The organism is Phormidesmis priestleyi ULC007, assembly GCF_001895925.1.
GTDB classification, from domain to species: Bacteria; Cyanobacteriota; Cyanobacteriia; order Leptolyngbyales; family Leptolyngbyaceae; genus Phormidesmis_A; species Phormidesmis_A priestleyi_A.
Genome location: NZ_MPPI01000009.1, coordinates 115,848 through 136,428, shown reverse-complemented (window position 1 = coordinate 136,428; position 20,581 = coordinate 115,848). Strand labels below are relative to the sequence as shown.

23 protein-coding genes are annotated in these 20,581 nt (G+C 47.1%); 10 read left to right on the top strand and 13 right to left on the bottom strand.

Translation table 11 applies throughout. From position 1 onward, the window contains the following. Positions 1–50: 50 nt before the first annotated feature. Positions 51–188 carry a hypothetical protein gene (locus BRW63_RS28255; protein ID WP_181314370.1) on the top strand — a complete coding sequence of 46 codons (138 nt, stop codon included), beginning with the start codon at positions 51–53 and terminating at the stop codon, positions 186–188. A gap of 52 nt (positions 189–240) precedes the next feature. On the opposite strand, the gene BRW63_RS10275 is transcribed toward BRW63_RS28255, so the two are convergent. Further along, the gene (locus BRW63_RS10275; RefSeq protein ID WP_073070839.1) at positions 241–1,098 is read right to left on the bottom strand and encodes a GntR family transcriptional regulator; all 858 of its coding nucleotides are present in this window, start codon (positions 1,096–1,098) and stop codon (positions 241–243) included. A 406-nt stretch (positions 1,099–1,504) separates the two neighbouring features. On the opposite strand from BRW63_RS10275, the gene BRW63_RS10270 reads away from it, so the two are divergent. Both BRW63_RS10270 and BRW63_RS10265 read left to right on the top strand, forming a co-directional pair. Then, complete coding sequence (locus BRW63_RS10270; RefSeq protein WP_083582839.1) at positions 1,505–1,822, top strand: ATP-binding cassette domain-containing protein; 318 nt, start codon at positions 1,505–1,507, stop codon at positions 1,820–1,822. 26 nt (positions 1,823–1,848) lie between these two features. Then, complete coding sequence (locus BRW63_RS10265) at positions 1,849–2,676, top strand: ABC transporter permease (protein ID WP_073070837.1); 828 nt, start codon at positions 1,849–1,851, stop codon at positions 2,674–2,676. 163 nt (positions 2,677–2,839) lie between these two features. On the opposite strand, the gene BRW63_RS10260 is transcribed toward BRW63_RS10265, so the two are convergent. Both BRW63_RS10260 and BRW63_RS10255 read right to left on the bottom strand, forming a co-directional pair. Beyond that, complete coding sequence (locus BRW63_RS10260; protein WP_073070836.1) at positions 2,840–3,073, bottom strand: Nif11-like leader peptide family natural product precursor; 234 nt, start codon at positions 3,071–3,073, stop codon at positions 2,840–2,842. Between the two features lie 196 nt (positions 3,074–3,269). Further along, positions 3,270–6,509, bottom strand: a complete 3,240-nt coding sequence (locus tag BRW63_RS10255; RefSeq protein ID WP_073070834.1) for a hybrid sensor histidine kinase/response regulator — start codon at positions 6,507–6,509, stop codon at positions 3,270–3,272. Positions 6,510–7,101: 592 nt separating this feature from the next. Between BRW63_RS10255 and BRW63_RS10250 the strand changes: the two genes are divergently transcribed. Beyond that, a complete protein-coding gene (locus tag BRW63_RS10250; protein WP_073070832.1) occupies positions 7,102–8,220 on the top strand; it encodes an ATP-binding response regulator in 1,119 nt (372 codons plus the stop codon). A gap of 183 nt (positions 8,221–8,403) precedes the next feature. On the opposite strand, the gene BRW63_RS10245 is transcribed toward BRW63_RS10250, so the two are convergent. From BRW63_RS10245 to BRW63_RS10220, 6 genes are all read right to left on the bottom strand, one after another. After that, complete coding sequence (locus BRW63_RS10245) at positions 8,404–9,609, bottom strand: glutathione S-transferase family protein (RefSeq protein WP_073070831.1); 1,206 nt, start codon at positions 9,607–9,609, stop codon at positions 8,404–8,406. A gap of 172 nt (positions 9,610–9,781) precedes the next feature. Beyond that, complete coding sequence (locus tag BRW63_RS10240) at positions 9,782–10,585, bottom strand: sensor histidine kinase (protein WP_073070829.1); 804 nt, start codon at positions 10,583–10,585, stop codon at positions 9,782–9,784. After that, the gene (locus BRW63_RS29790) at positions 10,586–10,843 is read right to left on the bottom strand and encodes a hypothetical protein (RefSeq protein ID WP_073070827.1); all 258 of its coding nucleotides are present in this window, start codon (positions 10,841–10,843) and stop codon (positions 10,586–10,588) included. A gap of 8 nt (positions 10,844–10,851) precedes the next feature. After that, positions 10,852–11,061, bottom strand: a complete 210-nt coding sequence (locus tag BRW63_RS10230) for a hypothetical protein (RefSeq protein WP_073070826.1) — start codon at positions 11,059–11,061, stop codon at positions 10,852–10,854. A gap of 276 nt (positions 11,062–11,337) precedes the next feature. Next, positions 11,338–12,042 (bottom strand): esterase/lipase family protein, encoded by a 705-nt coding sequence (locus BRW63_RS10225; RefSeq protein ID WP_073070824.1) that lies wholly within the window; start codon positions 12,040–12,042, stop codon positions 11,338–11,340. 297 nt (positions 12,043–12,339) lie between these two features. Beyond that, positions 12,340–13,071, bottom strand: a complete 732-nt coding sequence (locus tag BRW63_RS10220; protein WP_073070822.1) for a 2-phosphosulfolactate phosphatase — start codon at positions 13,069–13,071, stop codon at positions 12,340–12,342. A 20-nt stretch (positions 13,072–13,091) separates the two neighbouring features. On the opposite strand from BRW63_RS10220, the gene BRW63_RS10215 reads away from it, so the two are divergent. Further along, positions 13,092–13,772, top strand: coding sequence for an HAD family hydrolase (locus tag BRW63_RS10215; protein WP_073070821.1), 681 nt, complete (start codon positions 13,092–13,094; stop codon positions 13,770–13,772). Between the two features lie 75 nt (positions 13,773–13,847). Here the strand turns inward: BRW63_RS10215 and BRW63_RS10210 are convergent, their stop codons facing one another. Both BRW63_RS10210 and BRW63_RS10205 read right to left on the bottom strand, forming a co-directional pair. Beyond that, positions 13,848–14,390: a peroxiredoxin family protein gene (locus BRW63_RS10210; RefSeq protein ID WP_073070819.1), complete on the bottom strand. Its 543-nt coding sequence runs from the start codon at positions 14,388–14,390 to the stop codon at positions 13,848–13,850. A 73-nt stretch (positions 14,391–14,463) separates the two neighbouring features. Continuing rightward, positions 14,464–15,069: a peroxiredoxin gene (locus BRW63_RS10205; protein WP_073070817.1), complete on the bottom strand. Its 606-nt coding sequence runs from the start codon at positions 15,067–15,069 to the stop codon at positions 14,464–14,466. A 221-nt stretch (positions 15,070–15,290) separates the two neighbouring features. Here BRW63_RS10205 and BRW63_RS10200 point away from each other — a divergent pair, with 221 nt between their 5' ends. Then, positions 15,291–16,565 carry an alpha/beta hydrolase gene (locus tag BRW63_RS10200; protein WP_223257345.1) on the top strand — a complete coding sequence of 425 codons (1,275 nt, stop codon included), beginning with the start codon at positions 15,291–15,293 and terminating at the stop codon, positions 16,563–16,565. A gap of 1 nt (position 16,566) precedes the next feature. Here the strand turns inward: BRW63_RS10200 and BRW63_RS10195 are convergent, their stop codons facing one another. After that, on the bottom strand, positions 16,567–17,454 hold the full coding sequence (locus BRW63_RS10195; protein WP_073070815.1) for a phosphodiester glycosidase family protein: 888 nt from the start codon (positions 17,452–17,454) through the stop codon (positions 16,567–16,569). 171 nt (positions 17,455–17,625) lie between these two features. On the opposite strand from BRW63_RS10195, the gene BRW63_RS10190 reads away from it, so the two are divergent. From BRW63_RS10190 to BRW63_RS10175, 4 genes are all read left to right on the top strand, one after another. After that, entirely contained in the window at positions 17,626–18,435 is an 810-nt protein-coding gene (locus BRW63_RS10190; protein WP_073070814.1) for a pentapeptide repeat-containing protein, read from the top strand. A 21-nt stretch (positions 18,436–18,456) separates the two neighbouring features. Beyond that, entirely contained in the window at positions 18,457–18,669 is a 213-nt protein-coding gene (locus BRW63_RS10185; protein WP_073070812.1) for a hypothetical protein, read from the top strand. Between the two features lie 127 nt (positions 18,670–18,796). Beyond that, complete coding sequence (locus BRW63_RS10180) at positions 18,797–19,027, top strand: DUF433 domain-containing protein (RefSeq protein WP_073070810.1); 231 nt, start codon at positions 18,797–18,799, stop codon at positions 19,025–19,027. Beyond that, entirely contained in the window at positions 19,024–19,392 is a 369-nt protein-coding gene (locus tag BRW63_RS10175) for a DUF5615 family PIN-like protein (protein ID WP_073070808.1), read from the top strand. Before BRW63_RS10180 ends, BRW63_RS10175 begins: the two co-directional genes overlap by 4 nt. Before the next feature lie 53 nt (positions 19,393–19,445). Here the strand turns inward: BRW63_RS10175 and BRW63_RS10170 are convergent, their stop codons facing one another. Beyond that, entirely contained in the window at positions 19,446–20,147 is a 702-nt protein-coding gene (locus BRW63_RS10170) for a PTPA-CTERM sorting domain-containing protein (protein ID WP_073070806.1), read from the bottom strand. Positions 20,148–20,581 lie beyond the last annotated feature (434 nt).

The window sequence follows — 20,581 nt, the reverse complement described above, 5'->3', positions numbered from 1 at the left end:
CCGTCGGATTGAACGATCAGTCGCAATTGCTTCCGAAATCGGTATGACTAATGGCATCTCATAATGCGATCGTTGTTTGGGCAAGATGCGATGTCAACACGGGTAACAACAGCATAGAAGACTTGATTTTTAATACCCGCTTATGGATGCAACCTTTGTATACAATCCGAGAAGCGATCGAACCATGACTCAAACTGTAATGCACAACACCTGTTCTGCTGAACTAGCTGTGGTGTTGCATTAAGAAATTGATGGAATTCTGGCATTTAGCAGATCGATCAAACTAGTTGGTTTTTTCAGTGAAGCACGGGCATTCAGAGCTTTTTCAATGCCATCTAAGTGGCGCATTGCGGCGGCGACAGCAGCTTCCTCATTGCCAGAAGCGATGTAGTCTAAAATTTCGCTGTGTTCATCTTTGGTGCAAACAGGCATACTTTTAACTTCATAAAAGAATGCTAATGAAGTTTGGGGCACTAACTCTTTTAGAAACCTGCCAAGAAATTTATTCTGACATAAATCAGCAAGCTGCATGTGAAACTGAGCCGATAATCGCGTTAACCGATGAATGTCTTGGGCTTCGCAAGCTTGCCGCTCTTCTGTGACCAGTTTTTTCAGCGCTGTGATCTGTTTGCGGGTGATGGTCTTGGTAACATCTCGGACGATCGCCGCTTCGGTTAACCGCCACGCCTCGTAAATTTGCTTTGATTCTTCGAGCGAAAGGCTGGAGACAAATGCGCCTCGGTTGGGTTCTAACTTGACTAGGCGATCGTGCGCCAACCGTTGCAACACCTGTCGGATGATAGTGCGGCTCACGCCATAATGTTCAGCCAGAAGATTTTCGCCCAGCTTTGTTTCCGGCGGCAATCTGCGCTCCAGAATGGAATTATAAAGCTCTGCGTAGATAACATCTTCGGTCGGTTTTGGGTTGGGTTGAGTCGGCGACTGTGCAGCGGTCATAGATGAATGAGTGTTTAGCGGAGAGTTTGTACGATCGCGGGACGAATTGAGAGACGATGATCCATCTTTGCCTCCCATAGCTATGTTAGCCGCCAAATTTGACAAATTGTGATCATCCCGTTCTTGATTAGCCCGCTTCATAGTTCCTGTTTCTGATGAACTGATAATCGTCTGAAAAGCTTTTACGCAGACCTTTGAGCTAAGTGCGATCGTCCTGATTGTCCTCACATTCTTGATCAAAATTGTTGAATTGTATCCAGAAACACTTTTCTGATATTAGAAGCCGTGTACAAAAGTTGTATACAATTACTGTTCACAACTTAGTTAACAGAGATTGTATCGGAGATGTCAGTTTTAGAACCTCTTTGGATCTAATAGTTTACTAGTCAGTTTAAGTAGACATCACCCAGGAGCATGTTGACACCGCAGAGGCTTTTAAGTAAATCCTCGTCAGGCAGTCTTCCAACTAGTTTAGAGCATTCATTTAGAGACCTTTACTGAGTTCATCAGGTTTCATGACATCCATTCTTTTTGTTCAGGAGCAACTATGACCATTGATGCTGGAAGAAAAACGGTTGGAGTAAACAGAACTGCCTCATCTGCGACTGATATTCAGCAAGCTTTGGCGCAAGCCGCCGCTGGGGTATCTCTACGATCGGTCACCAAAAAATACGGTTCTGTAATAGCCGTTGAAAACGTGACGCTCGACATTCCGGCTGGCAAATATTGTTGTCTTTTAGGCCCAAGTGGTTGCGGTAAAACGACTGTTCTGAGAATGATTGCTGGACACGAGGATTGCCGCGAATGCTGTGATTTTGCTAATGATTACGCTAATTTTGGTATCTGCTATTTTGCGTGTTGTTGATATTCGCAAAGAACTGTAAAGGAATTATGGAAAAGAAAAAACGCCCACTCTCCTATTACTTGCTGGCAGGTTTCTTTGGACTGTTTGTTCTGTTCCTTTACGGCCCGATGTCTGCCGTTTTCATCCTGTCATTGCAAGGCCCTGAAGGCAACTTAACCTTTCCTATGAAAGGGTTTAGCTTCATGTGGATGCAGTCTGTGTTTGAAGAACAACGGGTCGGAAACTTTACTGATGCTTTCTGGCGATCGCTCTGTTTAGGATTGATTGTCATGGTGTTGACCGTCATCTTCAGCGTTATGTCGGGAATGGCGTTTCGCAGCCGATTCAAAGGATCGAATTGGATTTTTTACCTCACCATTTCCAGCCTGATTGTTCCCAGCATTTTGATTTCATTAGGGATTGCGGTGGTGTTTAACTTAGTAGGTTTAGAAAGCGCCTGGTATACCTCAGCGTTGGGAGCGCATCTCACCTGGACTATCCCGTTTGCGTTCTTAATTATGTTAGGAATTTTTGGGCGGTTTAATCCAGCTTACGAAGAAGCCTCTCGTGACCTGGGTGCCAATGATGTTACTACATTCTGGCAAATTGTGTTTCCACTGATTGTCTCTAGTGTGGTGGGTGTGGCGTTCCTCAGTTTTACATTGTCCTACGACGAGTTTACGCGCACATCTCTGGCATCGGGTGACACCAATACGCTTCCCCTCGAAATTTTTGGCATGACTACCAATGTCACGTCTCCTGCCCTATATGCCTTGGGTACTCTGACCACGATTTTCTCGTTTGCACTGATTGGGCTTGCTCTATTAGTGATTACTTATCTGTCAAATCATCAGCGCAAGCCAAAGCGCGGATAGATATTCCATCCGATAATTTTCACCTATTAACTGGGCAATTGTTGTTAACACAGCTACCCTCACCCTAAATCCCTCTCCCCAAGGAGAGGGACTTTGAATTCTGGCTCCCCTCTCCTTGGGGAGAAGGGTTGGGGATGAGGGTCTTCTATTCAATTCCACCCAGCTATCGGGGAACTATTCGTTCGCGACTTCCTACACCAGGGTTAAATAAAGCTGCAAGTTCAGCCTCAGAAAGCTGATCGAGAGCGCTTTCTAACTCGTCTTCTGAGAAGTGATAGCCTTGATCGGCGGCAATCTGAACGAACGCGATCGGGTCGCTGGTTGCTTTCAATCTTGATTGCAGAGCCTGGTCTTTTTTAACCGCTTTAAAAAATTCTGCGGCATGATGTTGAGACATGGTTTCATCCCTTGTTTGCGATGACAGTCGGAGCCGAACCTAAACAAGATTTTTGCAGATGCATCGATAAAGTTGAAACAACCAACTTTGTGCAAAAAGCTTTTTAGACTCCTTAATCTCTAAGGTTAGAAGTAATTTCCCCAATTGTGAGAGATTCGACAGCAAAGTTTACGTAGGGGTATGGCATGCCGTGTCCCTACCGTTGGGTTAACGCGATGATTTCTTCAAAACAGAAGCGATCGACGAGATCGGTCAGCGCTTTAACGAGATGATCATAGGGTTCAGGAATTTGCTCAATCAGCAGCAAAATCTGCTTTGCATTAATGCGGAGTGCTGCCTGATGCAGTTGGTCGATCCATTCGATCGGCATCTCACTCAAGTCTGAAGGCGTAAGAGAAGGATCCGGGGATAACGCATTTTGACGATCGTCTGACTCGTCGGCATAAACATAGCGAACGCCCAAGTGTTCAGCCATCTTCTCAAAGATCACACTCGTCCGAAAGGGCTTACGCACAAAATCATCAAAGCCGACAGACAGAGCGGTTAAGCGATCTTCCTCAAAGGCGCTTCCGGTCAGCGCGATGATCACTGGGGCGGAATTATTGGCGGCTTTGATGTGCTGGGTTGCCTCAAATCCATTCATGACGGGCATTCTGAGATCCATCCAAATCAAGTCAGGTGCCCAGCTTTGCCAAAGTTCGATCGCCGCTTGTCCGTTTACCGCTTCTTGTAACTCAAACCCGATCGGAGCCAATAACTCGACTAACAGCCGTCGATTTTCTAATTTATCTTCAACAATTAGAATGCGATAGTGAGGCTGTCCTGCTGCTAGGCTGACGACTTGCCGACTGGGAGTAAAGGTGGGCAAGACCTCTAGAATTGCAGGGTGAGTTGGAATCGCAAACGTAAAGATCGAACCTTCTCCTAACGTGCTCTTCACCGTTAAATCTCCGCCCATCAGCCGCACAAATCGCTGACTGATCGGCAACCCCAAGCCTGTGCCTTCTTGAGCTTTTTGACCCGCGTCTGTCTGCACAAACGGCTCAAATAAGGGGGCTGTGTCAGAGCCATTTTGGGGTGAAAGGTCAGCTTCAGCGATGCCACACCCGGTGTCTTCAACGCTAAAGCGCAGGATGATGGAGCGATCGGGCGCAGTTTGGTCGGTGGTGACTCGCAGCGTTACGCTTCCAATCTGCGTAAATTTAATGGCGTTACCTAACAGATTGACTAAAATCTGGCGTAACTTGCTCTCATCCATGCAGATATATTGAGGAACCTCGTCGGAGCGATCTAGAACGAGTTCTAACCCTCGCGATCGAGCTTTGAGATCAAACATTTGACGCAGCCGATCGAGGAGTTCGTAAAAGTCAAAGTTTGTTTCATTCAGAGTCACGCGACCCGCTTCAATTTTAGACATTTCCAACACGTCATTAATTAAAGTCAGCAGGTCTTCGCCACTGCGATTAATTGTGTCTAGATAATCTTGCTGTTGAGGGTTGAGCGATCGATGCCGCAACAGCAATTGAGTAAAGCCGAGAATAATGTTCAGCGGCGTGCGAAGTTCGTGGCTCATGTTTGAGAGAAACTGGCTTTTAGCAAGGTTGGCAGCATCGGCAGATTCTTTGGCTTGTTTGAGTGCCGCCTCGGTTTTTTTGAGCTTGCTAATATCACGAGCGACCCACAGCACTGCATCGTCTGACAACGGCGCGACGCTGGCTAGAAACCAGGTTTCTTGATGACCGATCGAGAGATGATATTCAACAAAAATATTTTTGCGAGTGCTATCAGAAGCATTAGGCTGCTTTCGGAGATGTAACGCTTGCTGAATTGCATCTGTGATTGTGTTTGCAACCGATTCAGATAAAACTTCATGAACAGTTTTACCAATTAGATCGACATCAGACGTATAAGTGAAGGATTGCGTTTGCATATACTTCAGATAACGCCCCTTTGCATCGAAAACCACTACGATATCGGTCATCGCTGCAAACATCAGCCGGAGTTCTGCTTCAGACATTTTCAACGCCGCCTCTGCTTTTTGGCGATCGCTGATTTCTTGCTGAAGCAGCGAATTTTTTTCGCCCAATTCAGTGGTTCGCTGCTCAACCCGGTCTTCTAATTCCTCATTGGTTCGCGCCAGGGCTGAGAAAGACTCGCGCAATTGCTGCGCCATTTGGTTAAAGGACTGAGCCAACCCATTTAACTCAGTGGTGCTAGTGACCGAGACGGTTTGGTCTAAATCTCCGGCGGCGATCGCTTTAGCTGCGCTTCCTAACCGCAGAATGGGTTGGGAAATCAAGCGAGCGGTCAAAATGCCCAGAGCAGTTGCTAGGGCAAACGCGATCAGACACAGCACGATCGTGGTGCGAGTGTTGGCATTGATCTGATCCATGAAATCCCGTTCTGGAACCACCACGACGATCAGCCAATCTAACCCCTGAACTGTTTTAAGCGGCACAACTTGTAAAAATTGCCGATCACCGTCGAGATCAAAATCTAGTTGTTGAGTCTGATCAATTTGCGGCAAGTCTCCAAAGCGTTGTTGTAAATATTTGGCAGTGCGTCGCGTCAAGCTATCGCTGCTTTCGGTGGCTTTGACCCGAATCGGAGTCTGCTGATTGATCGGCGCAGTCGGGTTTTGAATCACAAAGGGTTGTTGAGTCGCAGAGCTGCCGACGAGTAACCCGGTGCGACGTTCGAGGATAAATGTTTCGCCCGATCGTCCAATTTTGAGACTGCGGAGAAATTGACTGATTCCCGTCAGTGAGAAATCTACGGCAGCCACGCCTAACAGCTTGCGACGATCGTCATAGATCGGCAAGCTGGCATTCAACACATATTGAGGTGTGGCAAACAGTTTATAGATTCCGCCCCAGTTTGCGGTTCCCGACTTGACCGCAGATTGATACCAGGGGCGAGTCCGAGGATCATAGTTAGACTTAGATCTTAAGAGTTTGGTGCGATGTCCTGGGCGATCGGCGGCATAGATCTTAACTGCGTGTCCTGTAGAATCACCTGATACTTTGACTTGAAAGCGACCATCTTCTGCTCTTTCTACCGCAACGTGTTCTCGATATTCTGACGCAACGTAAACGGCGGTCACGGTGTCAAAAGTTTCAAGTTGATACCAAAGGTGTTCTTCTAACGCTGCAAAATCTTGAGGGTTGACTTCACCCAGTCGAATCGCATCGGCATTGAGTTGATTAATTTTGTGAGGAGTCTCAACATAGGTTTGCAAATATTGTTGAATTCGAGCCGTGATTTCGCTCCGCAGTTGTACGGCGACCTCATTGACTGCCTGTTGCCCATTGCGAATCGATAGCCACCCGATCAGCCCAACCGCTAACGAAATTTGCAGGACAAACGGCACCACCAGAACGCGGCGTAGTGGCACACTTTTAGCAAGCTTTGAAAGCCGATGGGTGAGAGGACGCATACCCAAACTCCTCAAATTAAACGGGTGTTGTGTGGTGCGAATATTAGGGCGTGTTCTAACACCTTCTCGCTACGGTTTCATCTCGCCCGGAAATCAATTTCCAGGCTCATAGCTAAAACCCATTGAAATGGGTTGAACAGTCTCTCAGTCCGATTCATCGGACTTTTGCTATTAGCCCAGAAATTGATTTCTGGGTGGGTCAGCAACGAAGCTAAGGACTGTTAAAACAACCTAGCTTAAACATCTCTCAAATTCAATAAATTGTCCTGACCCAATCTAAGAGATGAACGATCGCAAACAAAATCACCTGTTTGAGTGAAACAAAGGCTAGGAAACTCTCTGTGTATGACTTATTGCTTATTTTTTGAAGTGCGATAAGAATTATTTTGGTCGTCTAAAAGTAATGTTTCTTTACGATATCAACTCATTCTCGATCGCTGCTCTTAAGATCAATCCAAGCACGTTCTATAGATCGATCGTCGTATCTATCGTGTGGTCTTAATTTCATATCTATCACAGTTAACACCGCTTGTTGTAGCCTCTGTTAGCAGTCGTGTGATAATTAATACTTCGCCTAATTCTGCCAGACATTATGCAGTGCATCCCATCAGTCAAGGGAGACATCCTAATCGTAGACGACACTTTAGACAATCTTCGGCTACTGTCAGCCATGCTTGCTGATCAGGGATACGAAGTTCGGAGTGTTACCAACGGTGCGATCGCGCTGATTGGAATGCAAGCTCAACCGCCCGATCTGGTTCTGCTCGACATCAATATGCCTGGAATGACTGGATACGAAGTGTGTCAGCACCTCAAGTCCGATTCCCAAATGCAGGAAATTCCGGTTATTTTTATCAGTGCGTTGAATGAGGCCCTTGATAAGGTGCATGCCTTCTCGGTTGGAGGCGTTGACTTTATTACCAAACCCTTTCAGATTGAGGAGGTTTTGGTGCGGATCGAGCATCAACTCAAGCTTTGCCGCCTACAACTGCAACTGCAAGATCAAAATCGGCGATTGCAGCACACAGAAGCCGAACTCCGACGATCGCTCGACCAAGAACGATCGCTCAATCAACGCATTGAGGAAATGGCGGCAATCGAGGAACGCAATCGCATCGCCCGTGACATTCACGACTCGCTGGGGCATTCTCTCGTTGCGCTGAATGTGCAAATGGAGACGGCTTTAGCTCTCTGGGATGTAGACCACAATCGGGCACGATCGCTATTAGCCGAAGCGAAACAACTGGGTTCTGAAGCCCTGCAAGCCGTGCGTGAATCGGTTTCCGCCATTCGGGCCGATCCCCTTCAAGGACAATTGCTCGAAGCGGCGATCGTCAACCTAGCTGAAGAGTTTTATCACCTGACTGATGTATTGCCAGAGTGCCAAATTGATTTGTCACATCCCCTTTCGAGCGCGGTCAATCAGGTCGTTTATCGCATCATTCAAGAGGGACTGACCAATATCTGCAAACACGCCGAAGCGACGATCGTTCAGATCCAGATTCAAACCACGGCTGAAGGATTATCGCTGACGCTTCAAGACAACGGCAAAGGCTTTCAGACCAATCAACTGCGATCGGGATATGGACTTCAAGGAATGCAAGAACGATCGGCAGCAATGGGCGGACAGCTAGAAATTGTCAGCGAACTAGGCGCAGGTTGTCAGATCACCGCTTACTTTTTAAGGGGCGATCGGGCTGTGAATGATTAAATCTTTGGGGCGTTGCAGAACGACGAGTTTTTTCGCTGCCTTGTCAGCGGCTTCTGCCCCCTAAATCCCCCATTCTGGGGGACTTTGAACCGGAAGTCTTGGCTCTAAGTCCCCAAATTTTGGAGGATTTAGGTAGCTCTCCCGAATTCACAACCGGAGCAACCCACTTCTGTCGAACTGACGTTAACTCCTAGCAAAATCAGCCGGGTCTTGGTCTCGCCGATGTTGAGTCGGTAACAGCGGACTCTGACGATCGCCCACCAGAGCAGCGGTTTTCTCTAGAGATTCCCGCAGTCGCTTGGCGGCATAGATGGACATATCGCGGGGCACATTGATGCGATCGCGCAAATATCGCAGGGCAAGATCAGACCCTGACGGTGGCATACAGGCTTCACCCGTCATCATTTGAGTGAGGGCACACCGCAGAGCTTCGTCTATTAAAGGGTCATCAGCAGGGTTGACTCGAACAATATTGGCTCGGTGCTTGATCACGCGGTGTAGTGCTTCAGCACGAGAGGTTTCTGGTTCTGGATACGTGACATCGGGTAGCCCATCCCAGGGGCCGTGATCTACGCGGTCTTGGTTGAGTTGCGTTTGCGGCTCACTGTTCTCCCAGCAGCCTCCCATTTGCGGCGGCAAATCATGCACATGGGTATGAAAGTCGCTCTGAGTGCCCCGATAGGTGGGGCGGCTTTCCATCGCCGCAAACCAGGCAGCCAAGCCAGGATTGTCTTCTCGCAGAGAGTAGCCCTTGTAGTAGAACAAACTAGCATTCATGCGTTCAACATAGGGCGTGAAGATCACATCGGCAGTGCCAAACTCATCGAGGAAGTAAGGACTTGGAGTGCGATCGAGCGCTTCCTCGACCTTCGCGACCACGCTAATGAACTGATCGCGGTGACGCTGCTCTTCTCGCGACGAACCTGCCCGCCGACAAAGCCAGGCACACCAGGCTCTAAAGAGCAGTCGCTCTAGCCGTCGCAAGGGAAGGACAGCGGGATCTTCCATGCCCGCACCTAAAGCACCAAAGACTTGTTCTAAGGCAATCAAAATGTCATCGCTTTCGGTGATGATGCGATCGTCTAGCGCGATCGCGGGCAGCATCCCTGATGGCACTTTGCGCCTGTACCAGCTTTCTTTTTCCCCGTAGCAGAACATGGTGACTTTTTCGATGCGGTAGGGGATTTGTTTCTCCTCTAGCCACAGCCAAATTTTCTGGCAATAGGGGCACCAGGCGTGGTTATCGCGGTAGAGTGTCACCCGCACAGCGGCTTCAGTTTGACCAAATAAGCGTAAGTGGGCTTGGGCGTTGGTGGCACCGTTGACGGGATCGATTTGAAAGTCTGTGAGGGCTGCGAGTTCTGTCCAACTTAGGGGGGCGATCGTCATGGGTCTCTATGATCTCAGCGTTAGTGGCTCATCCCTCATTGTGACGGATTTTGTCGGCAGGTTTTTCGAGGTTGAAGCCCAACGATCAACGCATTTAGAAATCTATGCAGATCAATACCCGGCTGCTCTACTTTCAGATAAAATTTCCTGCAAAAGATTACAAGTCATCTTGTTAAACTGCTTTGAAGGCTTGCTGTCGCATAGGAATTTGAATCACAAACTCTGCTCCCTCTCCCAGTCTTGAAGAGCAAGTAAGCTTGCCACCATGTTTTTCTGTGACGATTTGATAGCTGATCGCCATTCCCATTCCCGTTCCTTTACCAACAGGTTTTGTGGTGAAAAATGGATTGAAGATCTGGTGTTGAATCGATTCGGGAATCCCGGTTCCACTGTCGGCGATCGCAATTTGTGTCCAGTGTGAATTCACCGCAGAGGTACGAATCGTAATGCGAGTGGGGCTACTCTGAATCTCTTGATACGGTTTTTTTGAATTGAGTTCTTCGAGGGCGTCGATCGCATTCGCCAAAATATTCATGAATACTTGGTTGAGTTGTCCGGGGTAGCATTCGATTAAGGGCAGATTGCCATAATCTCGAATGACTGCGATCTCTGGGCGTTCTGGTCTAGCTTTTAAGCGGTGTTGCAAAATCAGTAGCGTGCTGTCAATGCCTTCATGGATATCTGTCGCTTTGAATTCGGCTTCATCCATCCGCGAAAAGTTGCGGAGCGACAAGACAATTTGACGGATGCGATCGGTGCCGATTTTCATCGAACTGAGGAGTTTGGGCAAATCGTCCTGCAAAAACTTCAGGTCAATCTCTTCGGCTTCTGTGGTGATTTCAGAGATCGGATTAGGATAATGCTTTTGGTACAGTTGCACAAAATTTAGTAGGTTGTCCGCATAGTCCTGTACATGAGTCAAGTTACCGTGAATGAAGTTGACCGGATTGTTGATCTCATGGGCAACGCCTGCCACTCATTGCCCTAAGCTCGACATTTTTTCGCTTTGCACAATTTGAACTTGAGATTGACGCAGTTTTTCTAGAAGCTCTCGCAACTGGCTGTTTTTACCACTAAGTTCTTGGGTTCTTTCCTCAACTTTTTGTTCTAAGGTTTGGTTATAAGCAGCGAGCTGATCATTGGCAATCTGTTGTTGCGTTAATAGCTGTTTAACGGAATGAATTAGGTGATTAAAAGACTGGGCAAGAACTCCAACTTCGTCGTCGCTCTCCACAGCAGCTTTTAGGTCAAAGTTTGACTCTTTGGAAGTATTTCCACTTCGTTACGCGTGTGCTTTTGTCTCTGCGAGGCCTGTTGGCGATATTGATTGCCAATACCAAAGCCCACGATCGTGCCTGAGACTGCGATACCCAGCGCAAGTGCATATCCTAAACTGATCTTCTGCCCGACTTTCAAACGAGATAACCATCGAAGAGCGGTGATCTTGGGCATACATTTTTCCCGGCTTTTAGAATGTTCTGTAAGCTCAAGATTCCCTTTATGCGTTGTAAGTAAACAGTTTTCTCATGTATACCAATCCCGAACCAGTCGTGAGAAGCAGAATAGTTTTGCCCCCTAGCCCCAAAATCAAGCAATCAGGCTTCTATGTTTTTCCTCTGTTGTATGAAACCACCCTATTAAGCATGGGGTCAGGGAATAGTTCGCTAGTGACTCTGCTAGGCTTGATCGTTGGTGTACATTTGCATCACTTCTGTTTATAAAATGTGATTATGATATGGCTCCAGCTAATACTTCTGATGATGTTTGCTCTTGTGTCGAGAACACTGCCGAAGTTGAGCGAGTCAACGCTTGAGATTTATCTTGATGTGGTTCTAGAAGTGCATCCATCACTGCTTGGAATATTCTAGAATCGCTGGGAATTCGCTTGTGTCGTAAAACGTTAATTTGAACACTGCGATCGACCACCCACTGCGATCGACTGATCGGCATTGTCAACACGTCAAAGGGCGACCAAATTGCAGTGAAGTTAAGGTGTTTCAGCATTTCAGATCGCTGGTTTAATTGCTTCAAGAAAGCGCTATTTGGACGAAGTTGCTGGCAGCCTGCATTGTTGCGAAGATAAGCGCACCAGGAACCTGCATGAGGCGTTGAAAGCGTAATCAATCTTTGGACTCGATCGATTCCACCGAGATTCTGAATGTAATACTGACCCACAATTCCGCCCATGCTATAGCCAACAATATCGATCGCTTGCCTCGGCGCAAATGTCTGAGCAATATAGTCAGCAACCTGCTCTGCTAAATACTCTAGCTTCGCTCCACCATCATTAGGAACAAGGTCTAAGCTGTAAACCTTCCAGCCTGACTCCATTAGATCGGGTAACATTCTCCGAAAAGCGCATCTGCTGCCATCAAGTCCGTGAATGAGGAGTATGGGATTGCGGCGATCGAACTGACGAGTGCAAGTTGACATATTAAACAGTCGCTGAGTCAATGAATTGAAAGGATTAATCAAGGTGGTTTAATAGCGACAGTAGCAACTAGACTTTGAGAACCTGTCGCAGCATAACGTATTCAATGAAACTACAGTAAGTCTATCGATTTTGTGTAGTATACTAAGATCAAGGTATCATAACGATTTTTGAAAAGCAGGTAATCTAAGATATATTTTGATGTCAGATTTAATAATTTCTTAATATATGTTCAAGTGATCTGGAAGGTAGTGTTTGCCGATCGTGTCATAAAGCGTCATCTTGTCATCTCGGTTCAGTTATGGAGTTTGTTGTGCTGCTCGATCGACATAAGCGCTATTCACCAACGTGGGAACACAATCACTTACCTCTAATTCGGTTGCCAGATCAACATCTTGCTCAAATCTCTTCTCGATTAATTCTTTGCCAGAACTACAGCGTTTGAGAAGTGATTTCAAGTTTGATTGAGCAGTTTGATAAGCTGCAATTGCAGCCTGTGCCTCTGGAGACAAATTTCCTTTGAGATGACTGAGAATTGCCCCTGCCCCAACCCAGTCCTCAAAAGAAGGGCGAAGGCTGCCATCCTGCCATTTCTCTCCAGCCGGGATCACAGAGATACGCTTGCCATAAGTTGTGGCAGTCGCCGCGATCGCTCGACTATTTCTCAAGCAGCCAGCTAGAGTTGGAGTCTTGCCCGTTTTTAAGCTGAGCGTGGAACCGTTGGGCGAGGGCAGCACCAATCGAGTGTTGTTTGCAACCTGAGCCAGGGATGCCGGGGAAAGTTCATAACGACTACCACTGTTGCGTCTATCTGCGAGTTCTGCATTTATTGAGGTGGCAAAATCTTGAGCAGAATGATCTTTCCATAGATAGGGAAAGACGATTGCGCCTCGGCTATTGGCGATTTCAACACAGGTTGAGAACGAGAGAACGTCTATGATAATCACAACATCACTAATCGGCGCTAATTGTGCAACGCCTTGTTCTCCCCATTCGCACCGGATTTCAAACTCAGATTGGTCGAAAATCATAGAGTACTCCTGTCAATTTAATGCCTAGCAAAACACTTTCTCGCGCGGTTCTATTCGATTTAGACGGAACACTGACTGATCCTAAGCCTGGAATCACTCGCTGCATTCAATATGCGTTGTCTAAACTCGGTTACACTCCACCTCATGCTGAAGATTTGTGTTGGTGTATCGGCCCTCCGCTCCAGCAGAGTTTTGCAGAGCTATTGCAGACTTCAGATCGGGCGATCGTCGATCGTGCGTTGTCTTTCTACCGCGATCGCTTCTCTACGATCGGACTGTTTGAAAACACGCTCTATCCTCAGATTCCAGAGATTCTACAATCGTTTCGTGTTGATGGTTTTCGGGCGTTTGTTGTAACTTCAAAACCACACATTTACGCGACCCGCATTATTGATCATTTCGCATTGTCGTCATGGTTCGATCGTGTTTACGGCAGTGAATTAGATGGAACTCACAGTAACAAAGGCGATTTGATTCATTATGTTTTACAAACAGAACAAATCGTATCAACTGATGCGGTAATGATTGGCGACCGTAAACATGACATGATTGGCGCAAAACAGAATAGTGTTTGCGCGATCGGAGTTACTTACGGCTATGGAACAGCGTCAGAGTTAACCATTCACGGGGCTGACTTCATTGTTAATTCTCCGCATCATCTTCCAGCGTTAATTGAGACGATCCTTGGGATTCTGGATTAAGCAAAGTGGGATAGCCGTCCCACTGTCTCTGTGTAGGCAAGATGCCTACTCCACAAGATTTATATCTTATTTAATTCACACCCGATCTAACGCAGATAGCAATGTGTCTACACTAGCATTGTGATTAAGAAACGAAAACAAATGCTTATAGCGGAGAATGCCTTGACGATCGAGCAAAAACTGAGCAGGTAACGGTGCGCCCAGCGCTTGACCCGTCTGATAATCGCGAAACACGCGACAGCTAGAATCGCTCAACAAAGGCATTTTTAGCCCCAAATCTTGAACAACTTTTTTGCTTTGCTGGGGGTCAGTGCTTGTGATCATCAACACGTCTGCCCCACGATCGACAAACTGCTGATACTGTTCGTTGAGGGCTTTAATGTGAGGAAAGCAAAACGGGCAATATTGCTTTTCAGTAAAGATGCGAGTAAAGGCAAGAATCACAGGACGATCGTTTTTATAATCAGACAGTTTAATTTGACGATCGTGGGTGATGTCAGATAACTCAAACCCAGGAGTCACTAAACCCAACGCTAACCGATTGGTTGCCGGAATCGGAAAGAGATTATTCAAAAAACGCCGATTAAATAAACCGCTAAAGTCAGTGAAAGTCAACATATAACACCTTTTTCTCAAAAAATAGTGGACAGTAGCCATTGACTACCATCCACTTACTTATATTAACGATCGACTACACGGCTGCGAAAAATTCTTTTGACTTCACAGGGTCAGGGTTCATCGTCTTGTCACCAGGTTGCCAACCTACGGGGCAGACTTCATCGGGGTGAGACTGCACATATTGAATTGCTTGCAAAGTGCGGAGGGTTTCATCAACGCTGCGCCCAAACGACAAATTGTTAACCGTTGAGTGTTGAATAACGCCGTCTTTATCGATGATAAACAGACCGCGCAATGCAACGCCCTCATTTGAGTCGAGCACGTTATAAGCAAGGCTGATTTCTTTCTTGATGTCAGACACGAGAGGATAGTTGAGGTCGCCAACACCGCCCGATTTACGATCGCTCTGAATCCAAGCTAGGTGCGAAAATGCACTATCGACAGACACCCCTAAAATCTCGGTGCCGATGGCGCTAAAGTCTTGATGGCGATCGCTAAATGCCGTGATCTCAGTCGGGCAAACGAAGGTAAAGTCTAAAGGGTAAAAGAACAAAACCACATATTTGCCGCGATAGTCAGACAGCTTGATGTCCTTGAATTCTTGATCGACGACAGCCGTTGCTGTAAATTCGGGAGCGGGTTGACCGACCCGTAGACATCCTTCGTTGGCATGGGTCATGGGAAAAATTCTCCTTAGCAGTAGGTCTACTGTCTCAAAGTGAGACTACAGATTCAATACGAACTGTAACAACTATATCATAGTCATAACGATTTTGACTAAAGGCCCCAGCAGGGGTAAAAAAGCGACGAAGGAGCCGAAAAAATAGGCTTCAGCGATAGAAAATACGGTAGAAGTTCATCCTGATCGCAGGCAACGCTGATAACATTACAGCAGTCGTTATGACTCGCAAACTGACTCGAATCGATAGGGGGCAAATGTCGCAGGAAAATCAGCCACGCTTCCGAAAAACTCGATCGTTGGCATCGATCTTTGCCTTTCTTCTGGCTAGTTTTATTCCTTCGGCACTGAGTCTGATCGGGTTGTTTCTCTCACTATGGATTGTGATCCCAGCACCAACACTATTTTTGTTGCCGCTAGGAGTGGGTGCGCCAGAGATCAGTCCCTGGTTAGTTGGCGTGAATGCGATCGCGATTCTCCTGCTTTTAAGATTTCTCCGCAAGGGTTGGCTTTCTCGTCTATTGCTCGTTGGCAGTGTTGTGGCGTTGATATTAAGCCTATTGCCTTTACTGCAATTTCCGTCTACAAATCAGCGATTTAGTATAGCGATGCAGTCAACGTTAGGTGCAGATTACATAAATCAGATTCCGCAAACTAAACGAGCAATGATGCGTCCTGATCCTCTATTGTTTGATCTGTTTCGTGGAATTCCTGACAGCGATATTCGCTATACGTCAAAGATTCAGTTTGCGGCTCCTGATAATGTTCCACTAACGCTTAATCTCTATCAACCGTTGCAGAAAGGGAAATATCCGACGATCGTCATGATCTATGGTGGCGCATGGCAATATGGCACTCCTGATAGCAATGCAGCCTTTAGTCGCTATATGGCAGCGCGAGGCTATGTAGTGGTCGCGATTGATTATCGTCATGCGCCTCAATACAAATTTCCTGCCCAGTTGGATGATATCAACACTGCATTTACCCACATTTTGAATCATGTTGATGATTATGATATCGATCGTGATCGAATTGCTGTAATGGGACGATCGGCAGGTGCTCATTTAGCATTGCTGTCGGCGTTTCAATCAGATGCACCTCCCATTAAAGCGGTCGTTGACTATTATGGCCCCGTTGAGTTGACGATCGGCTACCGAGAACCGCCTAACCCTGACCCGATCAATTCTCGTGCGACTCTCAAAGCTTTTCTGGGTGGCACTCCTGACGAGTTGCCAGATTTATATCGACGAGCGTCTCCCTACCAGTGGGTGACTCGCCCGCTTCCCCCTACTCTGCTGATTTATGGCGGTCGTGATCACATTGTGCAAGCAAAATTTGGTAAAAGCTTATTCGATCGTCTACAGTCTGTCGGCAGTCGTGCCATTTTTCTAGAAATTCCCTGGGCAGATCATGCATTTGATGCGGTGTTTAATGGCGTGAGTAATCAGTTAGCGCTCTATTACACAGAACAATTTTTGGGATGGGTGTTGAGATGAATTACTCGGCGTAAAACCCTAAATGACTCGCGATCGGGCGCTCATTCATCGGAATCTTGTTCTGAATGGGGGAATTGAGAATTTTTGTGCCTGATGGTGTGGAAACTGCCAACGTCACCGATCCGCCTCCATCTAAATTGAGGGCCGAATCAACGCCCAACTGTCGGACAAAATCAGTGAGTTCTGCGATCGTCATGCCTTCGCTATAGAGACGCTGTTTGCCGTCTACTAAAATTAGCCATAATTTTTGACCCGTTGCGTCAATCGCAACCACCGATCGCGGATAAGGCTTATCTGATTTTGTCATTTGAGCAAGGGGTTTGCCTGCCTTAATCAGCACCTCGTTTCCTGACACTGCTTGCCTTGTCTCTACCGGACAGGTGCCTTCTACAATCTTTGCACGTTGGGATGAAAAACAAATCGCCGGATACTCAGATTCTGCGGCAGAATAGGTCTGCCCGTCAGAAGTGACTTGTCCAACATTGTTCACTCGATCGCCAGCGTGCGGAAAATAATCCCACGGGGTTTCTTCACGAAAGCGGTAGAAAAAGTTTGCATTAATCGCCAGCTTTAGACTAAATTCGTTGAGAAACTGAGACGTTGTGTGAGCGTTGACTTCGGTTTTGTCGAAGGTTGCCGCTCCGGGAGTCGCAAAGGCGCGAACGTTGGGTGCAGTCAAATCAATCTTGACAATGTGAATCACGATCGGACGGGGCAGAGATCGCACCTCTCGCCGATAGTCGATGCCTTGAAACAGCGATCGAGTCTCAGCAATGCGATCGGGACGCAAAAAATGCGGAATCCCATAAGCAACAATGGGTATTAGGAGTAATCCCATTCCCAATCCATTCCATAATCGATGCTTAAGCGATTGACGATTCTGATTCATCTTCTTAAACGTTCTTTGGCATTGCTGAATAGCGGGATGATTGTAGGGGCAATCCCCCCGTGGTTGCCCTCCGTCAGGGGTAGGCACGGGGGCGCTACCCCTACAGCCATTTCATCCCCTCATTTTGCAACGCCCGTTCTTTGAGCAACCAAAAACCACTTTAACCCTTCTATGATTTCCTTCAAAAATCAACATCTTCAGGCGCGATCGTTTCGACAACAAATTCTCAATGGGACTGACTTTAGCGGGGCTGATATTCGAGGCTGTAACTTTAACCAGGCTCAACTAGTAGGCGCAAATTTTGAGCGAGTCAAAGCCGGACTTTCGCCCCAAAAACTCATGCGTTTGAGTGGCATAATGATCGCGATCGCGCTTTTAGTCGGAGATGCATTGTCTCGTTTGATTTTCGGCGCTTTAGGGCAGATACCCAATAGTTCTGCCTGGTTGTTTGTGTTGGTCTTATATGGAGTTTTGGGTCTAGCGGGCGCGAGTGCTGGGATCAGTTCGTTAAAGAGCATTTCTCTAAAAACTAGCCGACTTGCAGGCGTTTTCTCGGCGGTTTTGTCGGGTGCATGGCTCGGATTTTTTTATGCTGGAAGTGCGTCGGGGAACAATCCGAGTATTGCGATCGCGGGAGCCATGTCCGCAGGTTTGGTAATGGGGGTGGCTAGTGTCTTTCTTCACCAGTCGTGGATTAAAATCGCGATCGCGACCATTCCGACAGTCACTACCTACGGAGCCGCTTTTCTACTGGGTGCGACGGCTAGCGTTAGTCTCAGTGCCCAGCATAGCATCGGATTTGCTTACGCGATCGCAACTTTCGTCTATGTTTGGCTGACTCTAAGTTCGCTCAAATCGATTATACGATCGCTCAACCTCGCCTCTACAACGTCCTTTAAAGGCGCAAATCTAACCAATGCTCGGTTTGATCAAGCCGCGCTGAATCATACCGATTTTTCCCAATCAATAGGATACTGTTAGAGACGAGACGGACTTTGACTTATGAACTTGATTCTGGTTGGGGCAGCGATCGTAATTTCCGTTCTGGTTTTCACCTGGCTGATCAAAGTCGTGAAGGCAACAGTTAGCACTGCCCTGGTGATTGCGGCGATCGTGCTGATAATGCAATTTGTCTTTGGCATCGGAGCCGATAAACTTCTTCAACAAGTCTGGGAGTTTGGGCAATATTTGTGGCAACTGGTGACCAAAAGATAGCCTGCGATCGCTTCAAAAACCATTGGCGCTTATGGCAGTCAGCACATGAAACCTCATACCATGACTGACTCGCAAATCGTTGATAGTGTTGAAGATCTAATACTGAATTTGAGCAAGAGGTTGAACCATGAAGCCGATTAACTGGCGTGAATACATCGTAAGCAGTTTAGATGTGCTTCGAGGTAAGCCGAGAATTAAGGGAACCAGAATTCCAGTGAGTTTGATTTTAGGCTATTTGGCTGCTGGCAATACCCATGACCAGATCCTGCAAGAGTTTCCAGATTTACAAAAAGAGCAGATTGCGGCTTGTCTCGATTATGCGCGTGATCTCGCAGATTTTGAGACGGTCGCATCGTGAGTCTGAAATTTTTCATCGATCAATGTGTTCCAGCTTCGATCGGGAAGTTTTTGCAGGACAGCGGTCATGAGGTGTTGATCTTAAAAGACTATATTCCGATTGAAGCTCCTGATCAGATTGTGATTGCCAAAGCACAGGAGTTGGGTGCGATTTTGGTTTCACTAAATGGAGATTTTGCTGACATTGTTGCCTATCCTCCTGCAAATTATCGTGGGATTATTTCAGTTCAACTTCGGAATCACCCTGAAATTATTCCTCTGCTGATGCAAAGGTTAGTGGATTATTTGTCAAACTATGGCGATGTCGGACATTATCAAGGCAAGCTGTTCATCGTCGAAGTGAATCGAATTCGGATGCGAAATTGACTTTGCGATCGCCCCTGTTTGGGAAAAATGGGAGGGGCGATCGCAAGGTTGTTCTACGCTTTCTGCGCCTCTAAAACTGCTTGAGCTTTGCGCTTCCGCAAGACTCCTAGACCCAAACTGACCAAACCAGGCAACAAGGCAGGGGTTGGCACAGGGGTTGCAGGAGATGAACCGGAAAAAGCGACATCCCCGTAGGTATAAGCGTAAGCAGGATAGGTGCCAGCGGAATTATCGTACGAGTAAAACTGAGCAAAGGAGGCAGAAAAGGGATTGCCAGAATAATCCTGACCTAAATAGTTGTAGGCATAGAAGGAGTTCTGACTCAGTGCCGAGGAGTCGTAAGCCTGGATGTTATCCTGCGTGTAACTATACTGACTGTAGTAATCAGGGTTATACTGAACGTCATACCGCTGAAGATTGCTGAAACTGGAAGGATTGCTGAGATCAAACGCATGACTAACTGTGCCAGAGTTTAGCACCAGACTGAGCAAAGGAACTGAATCAACTAGATAGCGAGTATAGTCGTAACTGTTAGAATAATCAGTGGTTGTGACGCTATCGCTGTCGTAGGTATAGTCAGCAGTGAAGGCATCTCCGACACTGAGACCGCCTGCCCCGTCATAGTCATACTGCCAGGTTCCAGTGACTTGCCCACCCACAATGGCGGCTTGGGCTGCGGTTGAGAAAACTGCGCTGATGGTGACAGTCGCGGCGATCGTTGAAACAGAAAGCGAAAACTGTTTGAGGCTAAACATGAACTGAAGAACTCCAAATAGGGTAGCGATGAATGGTAGAGACCCCTGTTTGGAAGTAAACAGTAAAGGTAACTCAGACAATACTTAGATTGGGCTGACAACTTATTTACCATCGACGCTTACAGATTAACACTGCGTAGCTAATATCACTCTGGTAAAAGGTCGGCAAAAAGTCAGTAAAAAGTCAGATCTTGCCATTGTCACACCCATTTGATTTGTGAATGGGGCAGATCTGCATGAGGGCACGGCAGTGCCATGCCCGTACAAAAAGGCGCGGGGTGTCGTAGGGGCGTGGCATTCTATACCCTCTCGCGATCGTTCCAGCCGTCGCGATCGTTTTTGAAATGGATATAAAATCGGTGTTGCAGAATGCTGGAATGAACGACCGTAGGGATAGCGCCCTCACCCAGTCATTCCTCTATTCAGCAATGCAA